Annotated in this window: 15 protein-coding genes, 1 tRNA gene and 2 pseudogenes; 9 read left to right on the top strand and 9 right to left on the bottom strand. The window is 65.7% G+C overall.

What is annotated here, in order from left to right; all coding sequences use genetic code 11:
* The 3 genes and pseudogenes from N7333_RS20910 to N7333_RS20900 all read right to left on the bottom strand — a co-directional run.
* Positions 1-264: pseudogene (locus N7333_RS20910) on the bottom strand (ABC transporter permease); the annotation flags it as partial.
* Positions 258-1,058 carry a phosphonate ABC transporter ATP-binding protein gene (locus tag N7333_RS20905; RefSeq protein ID WP_129481613.1) on the bottom strand — a complete coding sequence of 267 codons (801 nt, stop codon included), beginning with the start codon at positions 1,056-1,058 and terminating at the stop codon, positions 258-260. The gene N7333_RS20905 and the pseudogene N7333_RS20910, both read right to left, overlap by 7 nt.
* Positions 1,055-1,906 (bottom strand): putative selenate ABC transporter substrate-binding protein, encoded by an 852-nt coding sequence (locus N7333_RS20900; RefSeq protein WP_129481612.1) that lies wholly within the window; start codon positions 1,904-1,906, stop codon positions 1,055-1,057. The genes N7333_RS20905 and N7333_RS20900 overlap by 4 nt, the downstream gene beginning before the upstream one ends.
* A 135-nt stretch (positions 1,907-2,041) precedes the next feature.
* On the opposite strand from N7333_RS20900, the gene N7333_RS20895 reads away from it, so the two are divergent.
* A complete protein-coding gene (locus tag N7333_RS20895) occupies positions 2,042-2,932 on the top strand; it encodes an NAD(P)-dependent oxidoreductase (protein ID WP_129481611.1) in 891 nt (296 codons plus the stop codon).
* Positions 2,929-3,714 carry a TIM barrel protein gene (locus N7333_RS20890; protein WP_129481610.1) on the top strand — a complete coding sequence of 262 codons (786 nt, stop codon included), beginning with the start codon at positions 2,929-2,931 and terminating at the stop codon, positions 3,712-3,714. The genes N7333_RS20895 and N7333_RS20890 overlap by 4 nt, the downstream gene beginning before the upstream one ends.
* Before the next feature lie 534 nt (positions 3,715-4,248).
* Here N7333_RS20890 and N7333_RS20885 read toward each other — a convergent pair.
* Together N7333_RS20885 and N7333_RS20880 are read right to left on the bottom strand one after the other, a co-directional pair.
* Complete coding sequence (locus N7333_RS20885; protein ID WP_129481609.1) at positions 4,249-6,429, bottom strand: EAL domain-containing protein; 2,181 nt, start codon at positions 6,427-6,429, stop codon at positions 4,249-4,251.
* Between the two features lie 54 nt (positions 6,430-6,483).
* Entirely contained in the window at positions 6,484-8,655 is a 2,172-nt protein-coding gene (locus N7333_RS20880; protein WP_096825929.1) for a hypothetical protein, read from the bottom strand.
* A gap of 277 nt (positions 8,656-8,932) precedes the next feature.
* Between N7333_RS20880 and N7333_RS20875 the strand changes: the two genes are divergently transcribed.
* Positions 8,933-10,261, top strand: a complete 1,329-nt coding sequence (locus tag N7333_RS20875; protein ID WP_003245803.1) for an MFS transporter — start codon at positions 8,933-8,935, stop codon at positions 10,259-10,261.
* A gap of 217 nt (positions 10,262-10,478) precedes the next feature.
* Here the strand turns inward: N7333_RS20875 and N7333_RS20870 are convergent, their stop codons facing one another.
* Positions 10,479-11,456: a zinc-dependent alcohol dehydrogenase family protein gene (locus N7333_RS20870; RefSeq protein WP_129481608.1), complete on the bottom strand. Its 978-nt coding sequence runs from the start codon at positions 11,454-11,456 to the stop codon at positions 10,479-10,481.
* Positions 11,457-11,644: 188 nt separating this feature from the next.
* Here N7333_RS20870 and N7333_RS20865 point away from each other — a divergent pair, with 188 nt between their 5' ends.
* Both N7333_RS20865 and N7333_RS20860 read left to right on the top strand, forming a co-directional pair.
* On the top strand, positions 11,645-12,325 hold the full coding sequence (locus N7333_RS20865; RefSeq protein ID WP_003245800.1) for a transporter substrate-binding domain-containing protein: 681 nt from the start codon (positions 11,645-11,647) through the stop codon (positions 12,323-12,325).
* Positions 12,326-12,441: 116 nt separating this feature from the next.
* Positions 12,442-13,554, top strand: a complete 1,113-nt coding sequence (locus tag N7333_RS20860) for a PQQ-dependent sugar dehydrogenase (protein ID WP_252576793.1) — start codon at positions 12,442-12,444, stop codon at positions 13,552-13,554.
* A gap of 99 nt (positions 13,555-13,653) precedes the next feature.
* Here the strand turns inward: N7333_RS20860 and N7333_RS20855 are convergent, their stop codons facing one another.
* On the bottom strand, positions 13,654-13,845 hold the full coding sequence (locus N7333_RS20855; protein WP_003245796.1) for a hypothetical protein: 192 nt from the start codon (positions 13,843-13,845) through the stop codon (positions 13,654-13,656).
* A 240-nt stretch (positions 13,846-14,085) separates the two neighbouring features.
* Between N7333_RS20855 and N7333_RS20850 the strand changes: the two genes are divergently transcribed.
* From N7333_RS20850 to N7333_RS20840, 3 genes are all read left to right on the top strand, one after another.
* Positions 14,086-14,928, top strand: coding sequence for a S1-like domain-containing RNA-binding protein (locus N7333_RS20850; protein WP_129481606.1), 843 nt, complete (start codon positions 14,086-14,088; stop codon positions 14,926-14,928).
* A 55-nt stretch (positions 14,929-14,983) separates the two neighbouring features.
* Positions 14,984-15,059, top strand: a tRNA-Thr gene (locus N7333_RS20845).
* Positions 15,060-15,194: 135 nt separating this feature from the next.
* Entirely contained in the window at positions 15,195-15,521 is a 327-nt protein-coding gene (locus N7333_RS20840; protein WP_012019298.1) for a hypothetical protein, read from the top strand.
* A gap of 3 nt (positions 15,522-15,524) precedes the next feature.
* On the opposite strand, the gene N7333_RS20835 is transcribed toward N7333_RS20840, so the two are convergent.
* Both N7333_RS20835 and N7333_RS20830 read right to left on the bottom strand, forming a co-directional pair.
* Positions 15,525-16,568 carry a GGDEF domain-containing protein gene (locus N7333_RS20835; protein WP_129481605.1) on the bottom strand — a complete coding sequence of 348 codons (1,044 nt, stop codon included), beginning with the start codon at positions 16,566-16,568 and terminating at the stop codon, positions 15,525-15,527.
* A gap of 105 nt (positions 16,569-16,673) precedes the next feature.
* Positions 16,674-17,084 carry a GNAT family N-acetyltransferase gene (locus N7333_RS20830; RefSeq protein WP_129481604.1) on the bottom strand — a complete coding sequence of 137 codons (411 nt, stop codon included), beginning with the start codon at positions 17,082-17,084 and terminating at the stop codon, positions 16,674-16,676.
* A 141-nt stretch (positions 17,085-17,225) separates the two neighbouring features.
* Between N7333_RS20830 and N7333_RS20825 the strand changes: the two are divergent.
* Positions 17,226-17,429: pseudogene (locus N7333_RS20825) on the top strand (serine/threonine-protein phosphatase); the annotation flags it as partial.

Raw genomic sequence — 17,429 nt, 5'->3', positions numbered from 1 at the left:
CAGCAGCGCCAGGCTCATGCCGGCGGTGGCGATGGCCAGGGTTTCCAGGGTGGCGCGGCCGAGCAGGGCGAGGAACTCGGCGTCATGCGCCGGCGGCCAGAAACCGGCGAGGAAGTTGCCCATGGCGCGGGTGTTGTCGCCATCGACCAGTACGGCCAGGTCCAGCTCGCTCAGGCTCAGGCCAGGCCACAACAGCAGCAGCGCCAGAACGGTAATCAGCAGGCGCGGCAGGGCGGCGGGGTCGCGTGGGGCGGTGGTCAGCATCGCGGGATATGCGTCGGTTGCGGCTGTACGGGCGAGCTGGGCGTGGCCTGCAGCTGCTCGTTGGCATACAGCGCCTGCAACTGCTCGGGCTGCACCTCAATGGCCGGCAGGTCGAAGGCGATACACCCATCGCGAATGCCAACGATGCGGGGAAAGTGCGCCAGCGCCAGGTCGACGGCGTGCAGGCTGGCCAGCAGGGTCATGCCGCGCTCGGCGGCCTCGCGATTGAGCACGGCCAGGGTGTGGCCGGCGAGCACCGGGTCCATGGCCGAGACCGGTTCGTCGGCGAGGATCAGTTCCGGCGCCTGGTACAGCACGCGGGCGATGCCGACGCGCTGCAACTGACCGCCTGAGAGCTGATCGCAACGCTGGTAGAGCTTGTCGGCGATATCCAGGCGCGCCAGGGCGGCCTGGGCACCGCCGGCATCCAGCGGATGCAGCAGGTTGAGCAGGCCTTTGGCCACTGACCACTGGCCAAGCTTGCCGGCCAGCACGGCGGTGACCACGCGCTGGCGCGGCGGCAGCGGCGGTGCCTGATGGATCAGGCCGATACGCGCACGCAGACGCTGGCGCTGGCGGGCAGCCAGGCGCCAGGGGTTGTGCTGCAGCAGGTCGAGCTCGCCGCGCGTGGGTTGCAGGCTGGTGGCCAGCAGGCGCAGCAGGGTGGTCTTGCCGGCACCCGAGGGGCCGATGATGGCCACTCGTTCGCCGGGGCTGACCTCGAGATCGATGTTTTCCAGCGCAACCTTGCCGTTGGCGTGGGCCAGGCCCACGCCACGCAGGGCGATGCTCACTTGAGCAGGCCGGCGGCGCGAGCGGCTTCTTCGATGCCTTCATAGTTTTCAGGCTTGGTCTCGATGAAGCGGCTGGCGGCCTGCAGGTCGAGAATCGCCTTGTGCTCGGGCTTGGCCGGGTCGAGGGCGAGGAAGGCGCTCTTGATCTTCGCCTGCAGATCGGCGTCGAGGTTGCCGCGCACGGTCCAGTTGTAGTCGTAGTAGGTCGGGGTGGTGGCGAAGACCTTGACCTTGTCGGTGTCGACCTTGCCGGCGTCCACCAGCTTCTGCCACACCGAGGCGTTGAGCACGCCGCCGTCGGCCTTGCCGGCCTGCACCCAGGCCGCGGTGGCGTCGTGGGCGCCGGAGTAGGCCACGCGGCTGAAGAAGTCTTCCGGCTTGATGCCGTCCTGCAGCATGAAGTAGCGCGGCATCAGGCTGCCGGAGGTGGAGGACACCGAGCCGAACGCGAAGGTCTTGCCCTTGAGGTCCTGCAGCGATTTCACCGCCGGGTCGGAGGTGATGAATTTGCTGGTGAACTCGGCGTCCTGTTCACGCTGTACCAGCGGTACGGCGTTACCGGTCTTCAGGTGTGCCTGGACGAAGGTGAAGCCGCCCAGCCAGGCCATGTCGATACGGTCGGCGGCCAGCGCCTCGACCACGGCGGCGTAGTCGGCCACCGGCACGAACTCCACCTTCATGCCCAGTTCCTGTTCCAGGTAGGCGCCCAGCGGCTTGAATTTGCGCAGCAGTTCGGTGGGGGCTTCGTCGGGGATGGCCGAGACCTTGAGGACGTCGGCGGCTTGCGCGAATACAGCAGATACGGACAGGGCGATGCCGGCGGCGAGCGCCAGGGTGTTCTTGAACATGTCGGATTCTCCGGTTCAATAGCGGGGAAGGCGCGCGGAGTATAGTGGCCCGGCGCTGCCGATGCAGCCCCGGCAGCACACAGCTGACTCCGGGGTTAAGATGCGCGCTGAAGACGAACTGCCTGGAGTTGATCGATGACTGCAACGCTGCCCGCCCTGGCCTTTGCCGGGATTGGTCTGATGGGCCTGCCGATGACCCGCCGCCTGCTCGCCGCAGGCTATCCGCTGACCCTCTGGAACCGCACGCCGGACAAGTGCGCGCCGCTGCTGGAGCTGGGTGCGCATCGCGTGGAGAACCCCGCCGAACTGTGCCGCGATGCCAGTGTGGTGATGCTCTGCCTGGCCAATACCGAGGTGGTGCGTGAGGTGGTGTTCGGCCCGGGTGGCATCGTCGAGGGCGCGCGGCCGGGGCAGTTGCTGGTGGATTTCTCCAGCCTGGAACCGGCGGCTACCCGTGAAATGGCCGCCGAACTGGAGGCGCGTACCGGCATGCGCTGGGTGGATGCGCCGGTCTCCGGTGGCACGCCCGGCGCCGAGGCCGGCACGCTGGCGATCATGGCCGGCGGCCGGGACGAAGACGTGGAGCGCGTGCGTCCGGTGCTGGCGCATCTGGGCCAGCGTCTGACGCGCATGGGCGAGGTGGGCGCCGGGCAGGTGACCAAGGTGTGCAACCAGATGATCGTCGCCTGCAACGCCCTGGTGATCGCCGAGGTAGTGGCGCTGGCCGAGCGCTCCGGCGTCGATGCCAGCCTGATTGCACTGGCGCTGGCCGGAGGTTTCGCCGATTCCAAACCGCTGCAGATTCTCGCCCCGCAGATGGCCGCCAGCCAGTTCGAGCCGATCAAGTGGCACGTGCGCACGCTGCTCAAGGACCTCGACACCGCGGTCAAACTATCCCGTGAGCAGGGCAGCGCCACGCCCATGAGCGGCCTGGCCGCGCAGCTGATGCGTCTGCACGGCAGCCAGGGCAACTTGGAGCGCGACCCAGCCACGCTGGTGGAACTGCTGCGCGAGCAATGCCCATGAAGATCGCCGCCAACCTGTCCATGCTGTTCACCGAACTGCCGCTGCGCGAGCGTGTGCTGGCGGCGATGCGTGCGGGGTTCGATGCTGTGGAGATCCAGTTTCCCTACGAGCTGCCGGCCATCGCCCTGAAGGAAACACTGGAGCTCAGCGGTTTGCCGCTGGTGCTGATCAACGTGCCGGCGGGCGACCTGATGAGCGGCGGGCCCGGCCTGGCCAGTGTGCCGGCGCGTCAGGCCGAGTTCGACGCTGCCCTGCAGGAGGCATTGACCTACGCCGCCATGGTGCGCCCGGCCTGCATCAACGTGCTGCCAGGGCGCCTGGCCGAAGGCGTGAGCCGCGAGCAGGCGCTGGCGTGTCTGGTCGCCAACCTGCGCAGGAGCGCCGAGGCCTTCGCCACACTGGGCATTCGCGTGCTGGTCGAGGCGATCAACCCCATCGACATGCCGGGCTTTGTGATCAACACGCCGGAGCATCTCGATGAGCTGCTGCGTGCGGTCGATCACCCGAATCTGGCCGCACAGTACGACCTCTACCATATGGCGCGTCAGGGGCTGGACGTGGCCGCCGGCATGCGCCTGCTGGCGGGGCGCATCGGTCATGTGCAGTTCGCCGATGTGCCGGGGCGCGGCGCCCCGGGCAGCGGTGAGCTGGATTTCGCGCCGTTGCTCGAGACCCTGCGCGAGAGCGGCTACGACGGCTGGCTGGGGGCCGAATACAGGCCCGGCGATGCAGGCACCCAGGCGAGCCTGGGCTGGTTGGCGCAGTGGCAGCAACGCTCGTAGGGTGCGCTGCGCGCTCCGGGAGTCCGGCTGCGGTGGCGATAGGCACCGGTGTTTGATGCTGCGGCTGGTGCGCATGGCGCACCCTACGGGGCGGTGCTCCGTGCCGGGTTGCGTCGGCTAGGTAGGGTGCGCCGCGCGCACCGGGAGTTCTGGCGTGGCGTCGGCGGGCATCGGTGGTTGAGTCGCGGCTGGTGCGCATGGCGCACCCTACGGGCGGTGCTGCGTGCCGGGTTGAGTCGGCTAGGTAGGGTGCGCCGTGCGCACCGGGAGTCCGGCTGCGGCGGCGGTAGGCATTGGTGGTTGATGTCGCGGCTGGTGCGCATGGCGCACCCTACGGGGCGGTGCTCCGTGCCGGGTTGAGCCGGATAGGTAGGGTGCGCCGCGCGCACCGGGAGTTCTAGCGTGGCGTCGGCGGGCACCGGTGTTTGATGCTGCGGCTGGTGCGCATGGCGCGCCCTACGGGCGGTGCTCCGTGCCGGGTTGAGTCGGCTAGGTAGGGTGCGCCGTGCGCACCGAGAAATCCGGAGCGCCGGGCTAGAGCCTCATGCCCACCCGTTCCAGCGGTCGGATATGCGGCGGGAAGCGGCTGACGATTTCTTCCAGCGGCAGCGGCTTGCTGAACAGGTAGCCCTGCACCTGGTCGCAACCTCGATCCTGCAGGAACGCCAGTTGTTCGCCGGTTTCCACGCCCTCGGCCACTACCTTCAGGTGCAGGGCGTGGGCCATGGCGATGATGGCGTGGACGATCTCGCGGTCCTGGTTCGAATTGGCCAGATCCTGGATGAAGGAACGGTCGATCTTCAGGGTATCCAGCGGCAGCCGGCGCAGGTAGGCGAGCGAGGAGTAGCCGGTGCCGAAGTCGTCGATGGACAGGCATACGCCCAGGGCCCGTATGCGCTCGAGCAGACCGATGGCGCGGTTGATGTTGCTCAACAGCGCGCTTTCGGTGACTTCCAGCTCCAGGCACTGGGCGGGGCAGCGGGTGGCCTGCAGGTGCTGTTCGATGCGACCCGGCAACTGGTCGTTGGCCAGGTTCAGCGCCGAGCAGTTGACCGCGATCTTCAGCCCCGGATAGCCCATGTGCTCGAGGCTGTTGAGGTCGTGGCAGGCGCGGCGCAGTACCCAGTCGTCGAGTTGATCGATGAAGCCGTTGGCTTCGGCAATGGCGATGAAGCGTTCGGGGGTGAGCAGGCCGTGCAGGGGATGATGCCAGCGCACCAGGGCTTCGAGCTTGCTCAGCGCGCCGCTGCGCAGGTCGATGATCGGCTGATAGAACAGCATCAGGCAGTTGTCCTGCTGCAGGGCCTGGCGCAGGTCCTCTTCCAGCTGCAGTTCGAACGAAGCCTTCTGCTTGAGATGCGGGTTGAAGAAGTGCACCACGTTGCGCCCGCTGCCCTTGGATTGGTACAGCGCCAGGTCGGCGTGCTTGAGCAGTTCCTCCGCGCTGTTGCCGTCCTGCGGGAACAGGCTGATGCCGACGCTGGTGGTCATCACGATCCTGCGGCCGGTCAGGCTGATCGGCTCCTTCATCTGCTCCAGGATGCGCTGGGCCAGCACCCGTGGTGCTGCATTGCTGTCCAGGCTGGCGACCACGCAGAACTCGTCGCCGCCGAAGCGGGCGATGATGTCGCGTTCGCGCAGGGAGCCGCGGATGCGCTGCGCCACCACGCGCAGCAGTTCGTCGCCGGCATCGTGGCCCAGGGTGTCGTTGACGCGTTTGAAGTGGTCGACGTCGAGAAACATCACCGCCAGGCTGCGCCCGGTGATGGCGTGCTCTTCCAGGGTAGCGGCGAACACCCGGTTGAAGCCGCGGCGGTTGAGCAGCTCGGTCAGGGGGTCGAAATGCGCTACCTGCTCCAGTGAGGCCTTGGCCTGGTCGAGTTGCATCAGCAGGTTGTTGACCCGCTGCAGGTCGCGTTCCTTGTCGTCCAGCTTGCGGCCGGCCCAGGCCGCGGCCAGGCTCAGGCCAAGAATCAGCAGGGTGATCGAGGCGACGATCAGCACCAGCTGTCCGGCATTGTCGGCACTGCGCAGTTGCAACGGCGTGCCCTCCGGCACCACCAGATTGAGCGAAGCCATGCCGGTGTAGTGCATGGAGGCAATCGCCGCGCCCATCACCAGCGCTGCACAGAGCCTGAGCCAGTGCTGGTGGCGGGGAGCGCCATGCTGCACGTAACGGTTGAGCAGCAAGGCGGCGAAACTGGCACTGATGGCGATGCCGACGGACAGTGCGAACAGGTCGCCCTGGTAGTAAGCCTCGGCCGGCGAGCGGATCGCCGCCATGCCGCTGTAGTGCATGGCGCTGATGCCCAGGCCGATGATCACCGCGGCCAGGAGCTGCCGGCTCAGGCCGGGGTTCGGCATGGCCATGCAGTACAGGGCGAGCAGGGCGGCGGCCAGCGCCACCAGCAGCGACAGCAGGGTGGTGGCCAGGTCGTAGGCGATGGCGACCGGCGCCTGGAAGGCCAGCATGCCGATGAAGTGCATGGACCAGATGCCGCCAGCCAGACACAGGCCGCCGACCAGGCCCCAGGCCAGGCGCATGCTGCGTCGCTGCACCTGTTGCAGATGCTGGGTGATGATCAGGGTGCAGAGGCTGCCACCGGTGGCAATGGCGTAGGACAGCAGCACCAGCCAGGGATCATGGCTGCAGTCGAGCAGTAGCTGTCCCTGTTCGGGCAGTTCTGCGAGAAAACGGATCGGGAACCCTTGCATGACCACCCCGCCTGTCCGTGATGGGCGCGCCTGATCGGACGCGCCCGGCCGCCCCTACTTGCCGTAGTCGTTGAGGGAGATTACCCGAGTCTTGCCGATGCGGTGGCGGTAGATCTCGCGCAGGTACTTGATCGCCTGCTTGACGCTGTCGCGGGTCAGGCGGATGTCGTTGATCGAAACGAATTTCTCCGCGTCGTGGATCAGCTCGCGGTACTTCTTCTCGTACATCGGTTTGATCGCGTACCAGTTGGTGTCGAGGATCTTCGCCGGGTCTTCGTGCTCGTTGAGCATGGCGTCGAGCTGCGCCTCGTTGAAGCGCTCGGCGACGATGAAATCGAGCATGGCGTCGTCCAGGCTGTCGTCGAAGCGGTACTGGTCGCGGGCGAAGCAGCGCTTGATGTAGGCGACGATCAGGGTCAGGAAGTCGTCCGACAGGCACGGGCTCTTGACGATCAGGGTGGTCAGCGAGAGGTTGGCCGAGGCGCCGATCACCAGCGCGTAGCGCTTGAGCGTGGTGTTGGGGAAGAGGTTGTTGAGGTGGGTCTTGAGTCGGTTCAGGTCCATGTAGGACAGCTTGTAATCCTTGGGCAGGGAGACGATGGACACCACCGAGGAGCAGTTCTTGAAGAAGTGCAGGTCGCTCAGTTGCGTGGCGTCGTAGCCGCTGGCCTTGTACTGCTCCAGGGCCTGGCGATAGCGCTTGGATTCGATCGGCAGCAGGCTGATGCCCTCGATGGCCTGGGTGACCTTGTTGAAGTGCGGCAGGTCGATGGAGCGGAAGAACAGGTCGTCGATGTTCAGCCGGGGCGGGTGCTGCTCCTTGTCCAGCACGCGGAATTTTTCCGATAGCTGGGCATGCTGTTCGGGCACCACGGATTCGGCGTAGGCCACGGCCACCGGACCGGCCAGGCTCATGAACAGGTCGTTGGCGTCGAGGCGGATGGTCTCGCCGATGTCGATGCCGGCGCGGCGGAAGTAGTTCTGGTCGTAGTCGCTGGTCACCGCCTGGGCGGTGAGGATGTTGAAGATCTGCTGCGAGATGTACTGGTTGGCGTGGCGCTCCATGGCGGTCACGTCGATGTTGTGGATGCTGCCGTCACCGCTCTCTTCGGCGTAGCGCATGATGTCGTTGGAGATCAGCATCATCGCGTTCCACGGGCGGATGCGGCGCATCACGCTCTCGGCGCTGCTCTGCTCGTTGTCGAAGTTGTAGGAGAAGTCCCATTCCTCGGCCAGGTACTTGCACAGCAGGCGGCCGGCGTTGATGTGCAGCGCCTCGGACATCTCGCTGCGCTGGTCGGAGATGTTCGGCAGGATGCAGATGCCGCTGGTGAAGATCGGCTCGAAGACGAAACCGCGATCACGCTCGGCCTCGCCATCTTCCGGCGCCTTGCTGTCGAAGGTCTTGCTCATGTAGGCGAACTGCTGCGCCAGGCCGAACTCCGAGGCCATCCCCGAGCCAGTGCCGCCACCGGCGCTGAAGATGTAGAAGTACAGCCGCGACTGATTGGCCTTGATCCCGCAGGAGTCGATCAGGTAGCTGTGGATGAACTTCCAGTCTTCGTTGGAAAAGCGCTGGGTGTCCTTGTTGAGGATGATCTTGGCCAGGTACTGGCCGAGGATCGGGGCATTGCCGGCGCCACCGGCATGCACCTCGGACAGGTCCATGATCTTCATCTTGCTGTAGTCGTCGAGAAAGCCGCTCATTTCGCCCTTGCGCGAGAAGCGGATGCGTCCGGCGATGTCCTTGTCCAGGTCGCCGAGCATCACCAGCGGCTCGATCAGGAACACCGGCTTGCTGCTCTTGTGCGGGGCGCGCAGCAGGTTGCTGCGAATCCAGCGGCTGGGGCGCGAGGCCTGCTCGATGGCTGCGGTGGCCTCGCTGTGGAATTCCTCCAGATAGAACTGGCGGGCGTTGTAGACCAGGGAAGCGACGTCCAGGGCGATGTTCGAGCCGCAGCGGCCAAGGCCGATCAGGCACACCGAGGGAAACTGCTGGATACGGCTCGACTCGCCTTCGTCCAGCGGCTCGCCCAGGGGGAACACCAGGTTGCGCAGGCCGTCGAGGTTATCGAGGATGCGCTCGATGTCGCGCTCGGTGAAATACAGGTACTGCTCGCCGGTATCGCTGCGCCCCGGCAGCGCGGGCGGCGCCAGCAGGTTGTCGGCGATATCGGCCAGGGTGGCTTCCTTGGCGGGGGCTACGGCGTCTTTTTTAGTTTTCATCGGTGACAGTCCGGCGAGTCAGTGGGTATTGGCCATTGGCCATGAAATGACCAACCCCATTGGTTCTAGCACGGAAAAATGTTTTGCGCGTTATTCCTACCGGATATGAGCCGCTGCGGCTGTTACGTCTCATCGCTGTGCATAAACCAAGCGAATGGTCGCAGACAAGCATCGGCAAAGGCTCTAGATTGCCGTCAACCAGCCTGCGCTCGGTGCTGCCAAGGTAGGCGCCACTGCGGTAGAGCGCACGCATACAACAAAAAGGAGACACCTTGTCGTGCAGCCCAATCAGCAAGCCTCGAATGCCTGGCGCATTCTGTTCCTGCTTTTCCTGGCCAACCTGTTCAATTTCTTCGACCGCACCATCCCCGCCATCATCATCGAGCCGATCCGTCTGGAATGGAGCCTGAGCGACCTGCAGCTGGGCCTGATCGGTACCGCCTTCACCATCGTCTACGCCCTGGCCGGCGTTCCGCTGGGGCGCATGGCCGATACCGGCGCGCGGCGCAAGATCATGGGCTGGGGCCTGGCAGCCTGGAGCGGGCTGACGGCGCTCAACGGCATGGCGTGGAATTTCTGGAGCTTTCTGCTGATTCGCATGGGGGTGGGCATCGGTGAGGCCAGCTACGCACCGGCGGCCAATTCGCTGATCGGCGACCTGTTTCCGGCGCACAAGCGCGCGCGGGCCATGGGCATCTTCATGCTCGGTCTGCCGCTGGGGCTGCTGCTGGCCTTCTTCACCATCGGCGCCATGGTCCAGGCCTTTGACAGCTGGCGCGCGCCCTTTCTGATCGCGGCGGTGCCGGGGCTGATCCTGGCGCTGTTCCTGTTCTTCATCCGCGAGCCGGCGCGCGGCGCGGCGGAGAGCACGCGGGTAAGCAGCGCGCCGGTGGACAAGCCGCTGCGCAAGGTGCTGGCGATCCGCACCTTCTGGTGGCTGGTACTGGCGGGGCTGGCGTTCAACTTCGCCTCCTATGCCTGCAATTCGTTCATGGTGCCGATGCTGCAGCGCTACTTCGGCCTGGGCCTGCAGAACGCGGCGATGGCCACCGGCGTGATCGTCGGACTCACCGGCCTGGTGGGTCTGACCCTGGGCGGCTGGATCGCCGACAAGGTGCACCAGCGCTGGGGCAATGGCCGGCTGCTGTTCGCCGCATTCAGCATGCTGGTGGCCTGTCTGTGCACCGGCTGGGCGCTGAGCGCCGGGCGCATCGACACGGCACTGTTCGTCGGCGTGTTCAGCCTGGGCTGGCTGTTCTCCTACAACTTCTACACCTGCGTCTACACGGCGATTCAGGACGTGGTCGAGCCGCGTCTGCGCGCCACCGCCATGGCCTTGTTCTTCGCCGGTCTGTATCTGCTCGGCGGCGGCCTTGGTCCGCTGGCGGTGGGCTGGCTGTCGGATCACTACGCGCAGGCGGCGATGCATGCGGCCGGCGCCAGCGAGATGAGCGAAGCGTTCAAGGCCGTTGGCCTGCACGACGCCATGCTGCTGATTCCGGTGGCCCTGCTGCTCACGCTGCTGGCCCTGCTGCAGGCGGCGCGCTGCTTTCAGGAGGATGCGCTGCGTATGCGCGAAGGATTGGCGCAGGCCGTGCCGGCATAAGAGGGGCGGTGCGCAGCGCAGCGCATGGATAAGGTCCGCAATATCCGGGCGCGGTTGGGTCCCCGTAGGGTGCGCCGTGCGCACCCTATGCACGGCGGGCCTAGGCGCACCGCCGCTCATTGATCGGTGCGCTCGGCACACCCTAGGGTTTTGGCGCCATCACGATCCGCAGGCGCCACAGACGGCGCGCAGGTAGGGTGCGCCATGCGCACCCATCTCAGGGCACCAGCAGGATCTTGCCGTCGCGCTCGCCGCTGGCGGCGGCCGCCACGGCATCCTTGATGTGCTCAAGGTCGTAGGTGGCCGCGACGCGGGTCTTCAGCTTGCCGCTGGCGATCAGCTGTACCAGCTCGCCGAACACCTTCATCTGCTGCGCCGGGCTGGCCTGCTGGAACCACTTGGCCAGCCAGAAGCCGCGCAGCGTCACGTCGCGGAAGACGAAGGAGGCCGGAGAAACCTGGCAGGCCTCGCCGCTCATCATGCCGTAGTTCACCAGCACGCCGCCGTTGGCCAGGGTCGCGGCAATGTGATCGGTGCTGGCGCCACCCACGGCGTCGATGCCCAGACGCACCTCTGCGCCGCCGGTGGCCGCGCGCACGCGCTTGGCCAGGTCCGGACCATCGACCAGCACCAGGTCACCGCCTTCGGCCTCGACACCGGCCACGGCCGATTCGCGGCGCACCACGTTGATGGTCTTGAAGCCGCGCAGCTTGGCCAGCTGGATCAGGTAGCTGCCGACGCCCGAGTTGGCGGCGTTCTGGATCACCCAGTCGCCCGGCTTGAGGTCGACGAATTCGCTGAGCAGGAGCGAGGCGGTCGGCGGATTGACGGTGAGCATGGCCAGCTGCAGCGGGTCGGCATCCGGCAGCGGGATGAGCTTGTCTGCCGGGGCGTTCATGGCGGTGACCCAGGTGCCGCAACCTACCGGCAGCAGCACGGTCTGGCCGACCTTGAAGTTGCCGACGCCTTCACCCAGCGCCTCGACCCTGCCGACGCCCTCGTTGCCGCCGATGGCCGGCAGCGGCGGCAGCATGCCGTAGGCACCGGTGAGAGTCAGCACGTCGGACGGGTTGATTGGCGCGGCCAGCACCTTCACCCGCACCTGCCCGGCGGCAGGCTCGGGCAGTAGCAGCTGCACCGCTTCGATCACGTCCTGCGGCACCGGGCCGCGTTGTTGGTATTCGGCTTTGAGCATGGCTTGGTCTCCTGAAGGCAGGCGCAAAATGCGTGGAGGCAGTCTAGCTGTGATAGGGCAAAGCGGAATGAATCGGCCGGCATCCACTCTGGTTATTAAGGCTGCCGGCCGTCTATGCTCTGACGGGGCAGGCCGGAGGTGGCATGTATAAAGGATGGATGGTGGCGCTGTTGTGGTGCTGGGCCGCAATGGCGAGCGCGCAGGTGCTGCATGTCGGCTTCGGCACGCACAAGCCACCTTACGTGTTCGAGGGCGAGCCGCGTGGTCTGGAGTACGAGCTGGTGGACGGCGCGGCGCGCAATGCCGGTTTCGTGGTGACCGCCTACTACGCGCCGATGGAACGCCTGCACCTGATGCTGCGGCGCGGCGAGATCGATGCCATCACCACCACCCATGAGCGCAGCGGGGTAGAGGCGTTCTACTCGGACGTCTACATCCACTACCACAACGCGGCGGTGGCCCTGGCCAGGCGCGGCTACCGTATCGAACGCATCGCCGATCTCGGTCGGCATTCCGTGAGCGCCTTCCAGCGCGCCCGGGTTCTGCTCGGGCCGGAGTTCGAACGCATGGCCATGAACAACCCGCGTTATCGCGAAGAGGCGCTGCAGATCAATCGCAACCGCCTGCTGTACAGCGGGCGTATCGAGGTGGTGGTGGGGGACAAGCGGATCATTCGCTACTTCAACCGTGAGGTCGCCGATCAGGTCGACGTCAACCAGCCGCTGACCTGGTTCGAACTGTTCCCGCCTACGCCGTATCGGGTCGGCTTCCGGCGCCAGGAGCAGCGCCAGCGCTTCGACGAGGGCCTGCGCAGGCTCAGGGAGAGCGGTGAGTATCGGCGTATCGAGCAGCGCTACCTGGCGGACTGAAACCTGAGGAAACTTTTGCGGGGCTGTCAGCACCGGATGGCTGTTGCACTATGCCGGCTTGTCTGACGCATGGAGACGCCACGATGCCGCGCCTGAAACCACTCGCCGCCTTCGCCATGGTCGCCCTGTTCGGTTGCCAGTACAGCCTCGCCGAAGACCGGCAATTGTCCTCCGAATTGGGGCCCTTACAGGTCCATACCGTCGCCGAGGGGCTGGCCAATCCCTGGGCGGTGGCGTTCCTCCCGGATGGCCAGGGTTACCTGGTGACCGAGCGCCCTGGCGCACTGCGCCGGGTCAGCGCCGAAGGCCAGCTGTCCGAGCCGCTACGCGGCGTGCCGGAGGTGTTCGCGGTGGGCCAGGGCGGTTTGCTCGACGTGGTGCTGTCGCCCGATTTCGCCGAAGACCGGCTGGTCTATCTGTCCTACGCCGAGGCGGGTGACGGCGCTGCCGGTACCGCGGTCGGACGCGGCAAGCTGTCGGCCGATGCCACGGCGCTGGAGGATTTCGAGGTGATCTTCCGCCAGCAGCCCAAGCTCTCCAGCGGCACGCACTTCGGCTCGCGCCTGGTGTTCGACCGTGACGGTCACCTGTTCATCGCCCTGGGCGACAACAACGACCGCCCCACCGCTCAGGACCTCGACAAGCTGCAGGGCAAGCTGGTGCGCATCTTCCCGGACGGGCGCATCCCCGAGGACAACCCCTTCGTCAGCCGTGACGGTGCCCGTGACGAGATCTGGTCCTACGGCCATCGCAACCAGCAGGGCGCCGCGCTCAATCCTTGGAGCGGCCGCCTGTGGACCCACGAGCACGGCCCGCGCGGCGGCGACGAAATCAACATTCCCGAGGCGGGCAAGAACTATGGCTGGCCGCTGGCGACCCACGGGGTGAACTACTCGATGCTGGCCATCCCCGAGGCCAAGGGCAAAACGGTGGCAGGCACCGAGCCGCCGCATCATGTCTGGGAAAAGTCCCCGGCGATCAGTGGCATGGCCTTCTACGATGCCGAGCGCTTCCCGGCCTGGCAGAACAATCTGTTCATCGGCGCATTGTCCAGCCAGGCGCTGATTCGTCTGCAGCTCGATGGCGACAGGATCGTGCATGAGGAGCGTCTGCTGCAGCCGCTCAAGGCGCGAGTGCGCGACGTGCGGCAGGGGCCGGACGGTTATCTGTATGTGCTGACGGATGCGCCGAAGGGGCAGTTGCTGCGTCTGGGGCTGGCGAGCGAGTGACGCGCGCCTCTGTTTTAGCGCAGCGATGGCAACGCAGGTCGTGTCTGGCGGTGCCTAACACGGGAGAGGTGTCGGGTGCGCATGCCGCACCCGGGGCGATCACTTCTTGCTGATGGTGATCTGGCGGGTGCCGCCGTAGGTCTGGCCGCTGACGCCCTTGGCGATCTGCTGAATCTCGCCACCGCCCTGCAGGAAGGCCGCTACCTGAGCTTCGATGGATTCACGGGTTTCCACGGCAGGGGCGGGCTTGCTGACTTTGCTGGAGGACGACTTCACGCGCAGGGTGGCCATGACCTTGATCTCTTTCAGATGGGCGGCCGGCCATTATGCCTCAACGAGCCTCTTCCTGCTTGGTCAATTGCCCCGCGACATGAGCGCAGGCCGCTCGCAGGTGGTTCCTCATCGCCGTTTCTAGCTTGTTTTCCAGGCACTTACGGCTCCCAGTTACCGGCCGTCGATTCCTCATGCTGCCAGCCCGGAGGCTCCTGAACTCGGGTAGAATGGCCGGCTGTTTTGGCGAGGTGGAACACGATGGCCGTTATCGGGCGGATGAATTCTTTGCAGGTGGTCAAGCACACCGACTTCGGTCTGTACCTGGACGGTGGCGCGGATGGCGAAATCCTCCTGCCCAAGCGCTACATCCCCAAGGACACGCCGAGCGAGGTCGATGACTGGCTCAACGTGTTCATCTACCTCGACAGTGAAGACAAGCTGATCGCCACCACCCTGAAACCGAAGATCCAGCTCGGCGAGTTCGCCAGCCTCAAGGTGGTGGATATCAACCGCGTCGGCCTGTTCTTCGACTGGGGCCTGCCCAAGGACCTGCTGCTGCCGCATTCCGAAGAGAAGCGCCCGCTGCAGATTGGCGACTATTGCGTGGTCTACCTGTACCTGGACAAGCGCACCCGCCGCCTTACCGCCACCGCGCGTCTGGATCGCCACCTGGACAAGGTGCCGGCCAATTATCAGGTCGGCCAGGAAGTCGATCTGCTGGTGGTCGAGCGGACCGACCTGGGCTTCAAGGCCATCATCGACGGCAAGCACTGGGGCCTGATTCACAAGAACGAACTGTTCAAGTTCATCCGCAGCGGCATGCGCGAGAAGGGCTACATCAAGGAGCTACGCGCCGACGGCAAGATCAGCCTGAGCCTGCAGCCCATCGGCCGCGAAGCTGCCAGCGGCCTGGCCGAGCAGATCATCGAACGCCTGCGCGCGCAGGGCGGCGTACTGGCATTGGGCGACAAGAGCCCGCCGGAGGCGATCGCCGAGCAGTTCCGGGTCAGCAAGGGCAACTTCAAGAAGGCCATCGGCGGCCTCTACAAGCAGGGCCTGATCCACATTCACGACGACCGTATCGAACTGCTCGACAACTGAAGCGCCGCCGTCTTGAGTCACGGCGCTGCAGCTCGCATAATGCCGCCGTCTTCTCGCCGGTGTAGCTCAGTTGGTAGAGCAGCGCATTCGTAATGCGAAGGTCGCAGGTTCGACTCCTGTCTCCGGCACCATGAAAATCAAAGGGTTAGCTTCGGCTAGCCCTTTGTCGTATGGGGTCCTCAGACGTTGCAACATTCCCACTCCGTGCTGTCGAAGCTAATGTGCATCTTGGCTTGGCTGCAGGCCGAGCCTTCTGGGAGTTGCCTATGTTGATCCGTTCGATCCTGATGATTCTGGCTGCATCCGTCGCCGCTGCCGCGTTCGCCGATCAGCCGCAGACCATTCGCGTCATTCCCAAGAGCTACGTCAGCCCCGGGGCCAGCGGCAGCGTTTCCGGTTACGAGCGTTACGAGCAGCACAACCTCTACGGCGGGCAGCGCCTGCCGCAGGGCAGCGTGCGGCAGGAAAGCCGCTACGGCAGCCACTCCAGCGAGACGCGCGGCGGCATTCGGCAGACCATCGAGTACCCCGGCGGGCTGATCATAGAGCGCCAGCCGGGTAGCGGCAGTTATCAGCAGCAGCGCAGCCGCTGAGTGTCAGTGCCTGGCGGCATTCGCCGGCGGTGTCGCGCCGTCGGCGATCACCGCGCGGTTGCGTCCCTCGCTCTTGGCGCGATAGAGGCTCTCGTCGGCTCGCTGCAGCCAGCTTTCCCAGTGCTCGCCGCTGTGCAGCACCGCGCCGCCGATGGAGACCGTCACCGCGCCGCCCGGGCTTTTCAGTTCCTGTGCTACCCGGCCGAGCAGATTCTGTGCTGCCGCCTGCAGGCCCGGCAGTTCGGTATTGGGTAGCAGCAGAAGAAACTCCTCTCCGCCGAAACGGAACAGGCGATCCTCCTTGCGCGAGCAGCGCTTGATCAGTTCGACGAAGGCCACCAGCACCTGATCGCCGACATGGTGGCCGAAGCGATCATTGATCTGTTTGAAATGGTCCAGATCCATCACCAGCAGGCCGTAGCTGTCGCTGTGGCGGCGATGGCTGGCCATGGCGATCTTCAGTTCTTCATTCATCGCCCGGCGGTTGCGGGCGCCGGTGAGCGGGTCATGGATCGCCAGCAGTTGCAGCTGGTCGCGCTGGGTGCGGGTGCGCACGGCGAAGATGAAGCTGAGCACGCTGGCCATCATGCAGGTGACCAGGAACGAGACCATCTGGTAGTCGCTCTCGAACACGCTGCCGGGCACCAGCAGGGCATGCGCGACCAGGCTGACCAGCACCAGGGCGGTGGCCAGCAGGGCCTTGCGCGGGGTGACCATGAAGAAGTTGAAGAGAATCAGCGGATAGATCCAGAACAGGCCGTTGACCCCCAGGTTGATGGCGATCAGCGTGGCACCGACAGAGAACACGGCGGCCAGGTAGATACCGGGTTTGACCGTGTCGCGAGTGACCCAGGCATAGAGCACGGCGAACAGCGTGGACAGAACGATGATGGTGTCGGCAATGCCGACCAGATAGTTGCCATGTAGCAGACGGTAAACGGCATAGGGCGAGATGCCGATGACGCCGAACAGACCCATCAGGGTGATGATCGACAGCTGGAAGTCGTTGCGCAGGCGCTTGAGTAGGCGAGCGGTCTGGATGGACATAGCGTTTCTTTTCGTTGTTATGAAACAAGCATGCAGAGCTTTGACCGCTTATGGCAAGGGGCATTCCTGAGCAAAGTGCCAGTATTTTTCCCTGCGACGGGTCGTTCAGTGAGCGCGCAGGGCGATCAGCGACTTGCTGCGCTGGTAACGGGCCAGTCGCTCGGCGAGCGTCTGGGGCAGGCTCGGGCAGTCATCGAAGCCCAGGCGCCGATAGAACGGGCCCAGATCGGGATGGCAGAACAGCCAGACGCTTTCCGGGTGCTCGGCCAGGCTGCATCGCAGCAGCCCGGCAGCCAGCCCCTGACCGCGTTGCCCGGGTGCGACGAACAGGCCGGTCAGCCACTGGCCGTCCGCTACCGGGCGCAGGCTGAGGGCGGCGATGATCTCGCTGCCACGCTGTGCCACCCACAGCTCGTCGCCCGCCTGGCTGCGCATCGGCGAGCGATGGCTGCGGTAGAACTTGTCGGCCAGAGGTCGCAGCGGCGGAGGAAGGCGGCGAAAGTGCGGGGCGGTCATGGGCTTAAGGGGCAGGAAGAGGGCTCCATTAAACCACCGCATTTGGTTAACGGCTGCGCATTTGCGGCCTTGCGGGCGGTGACAGCCCGGCCGCGCCGCCGCATCATGAGCCGATTCGCAGTTCGCTCAAGGATTTACCGCGTGTCCCAGCCTTCCCCTGTCTCCGTGGTCTTCGCCGCGCAAAGCGTGGCTGGCCAGGTACGCACGCACAACGAGGACGCCCTGATCTGCCGTCCCGACCTTGGCCTGTGGGCCCTGGCCGATGGCATGGGCGGGCACGAGCGCGGCGAGGTGGCCAGTGCCCTGGCGCTGGATGTGCTGGTCGAGGCGTTGCTCAGCGGTGCG

Origin of the sequence: Pseudomonas sp. GD04158 (assembly GCF_029834875.1) — a bacterium.
Classification (GTDB): Bacteria; Pseudomonadota; Gammaproteobacteria; order Pseudomonadales; family Pseudomonadaceae; genus Aquipseudomonas; species Aquipseudomonas hydrolytica.
The sequence above is the reverse complement of the archived record's forward strand: the minus strand, read 5'-3'. Positions and strand labels throughout refer to the sequence as shown.

What these genes read in the sequence shown, in the direction of transcription:
- N7333_RS20900 (WP_129481612.1), bottom strand. Translation starts at nt 1,906, where the DNA reads ATGTTCAAGAACACCCTGGCGCTCGCCGCCGGCATCGCCCTGTCCGTA.
- N7333_RS20895 (WP_129481611.1), top strand. Translation starts at nt 2,042, where the DNA reads ATGACTGCAACGCTGCCCGCCCTGGCCTTTGCCGGGATTGGTCTGATG.
- N7333_RS20890 (WP_129481610.1), top strand. Translation starts at nt 2,929, where the DNA reads ATGAAGATCGCCGCCAACCTGTCCATGCTGTTCACCGAACTGCCGCTG.
- N7333_RS20885 (WP_129481609.1), bottom strand. Translation starts at nt 6,429, where the DNA reads ATGCAAGGGTTCCCGATCCGTTTTCTCGCAGAACTGCCCGAACAGGGA.
- N7333_RS20880 (WP_096825929.1), bottom strand. Translation starts at nt 8,655, where the DNA reads ATGAAAACTAAAAAAGACGCCGTAGCCCCCGCCAAGGAAGCCACCCTG.
- N7333_RS20870 (WP_129481608.1), bottom strand. Translation starts at nt 11,456, where the DNA reads ATGCTCAAAGCCGAATACCAACAACGCGGCCCGGTGCCGCAGGACGTG.
- N7333_RS20865 (WP_003245800.1), top strand. Translation starts at nt 11,645, where the DNA reads ATGGCGAGCGCGCAGGTGCTGCATGTCGGCTTCGGCACGCACAAGCCA.
- N7333_RS20860 (WP_252576793.1), top strand. Translation starts at nt 12,442, where the DNA reads ATGGTCGCCCTGTTCGGTTGCCAGTACAGCCTCGCCGAAGACCGGCAA.
- N7333_RS20855 (WP_003245796.1), bottom strand. Translation starts at nt 13,845, where the DNA reads ATGGCCACCCTGCGCGTGAAGTCGTCCTCCAGCAAAGTCAGCAAGCCC.
- N7333_RS20850 (WP_129481606.1), top strand. Translation starts at nt 14,086, where the DNA reads ATGGCCGTTATCGGGCGGATGAATTCTTTGCAGGTGGTCAAGCACACC.
- N7333_RS20840 (WP_012019298.1), top strand. Translation starts at nt 15,195, where the DNA reads ATGTTGATCCGTTCGATCCTGATGATTCTGGCTGCATCCGTCGCCGCT.
- N7333_RS20835 (WP_129481605.1), bottom strand. Translation starts at nt 16,568, where the DNA reads ATGTCCATCCAGACCGCTCGCCTACTCAAGCGCCTGCGCAACGACTTC.
- N7333_RS20830 (WP_129481604.1), bottom strand. Translation starts at nt 17,084, where the DNA reads ATGACCGCCCCGCACTTTCGCCGCCTTCCTCCGCCGCTGCGACCTCTG.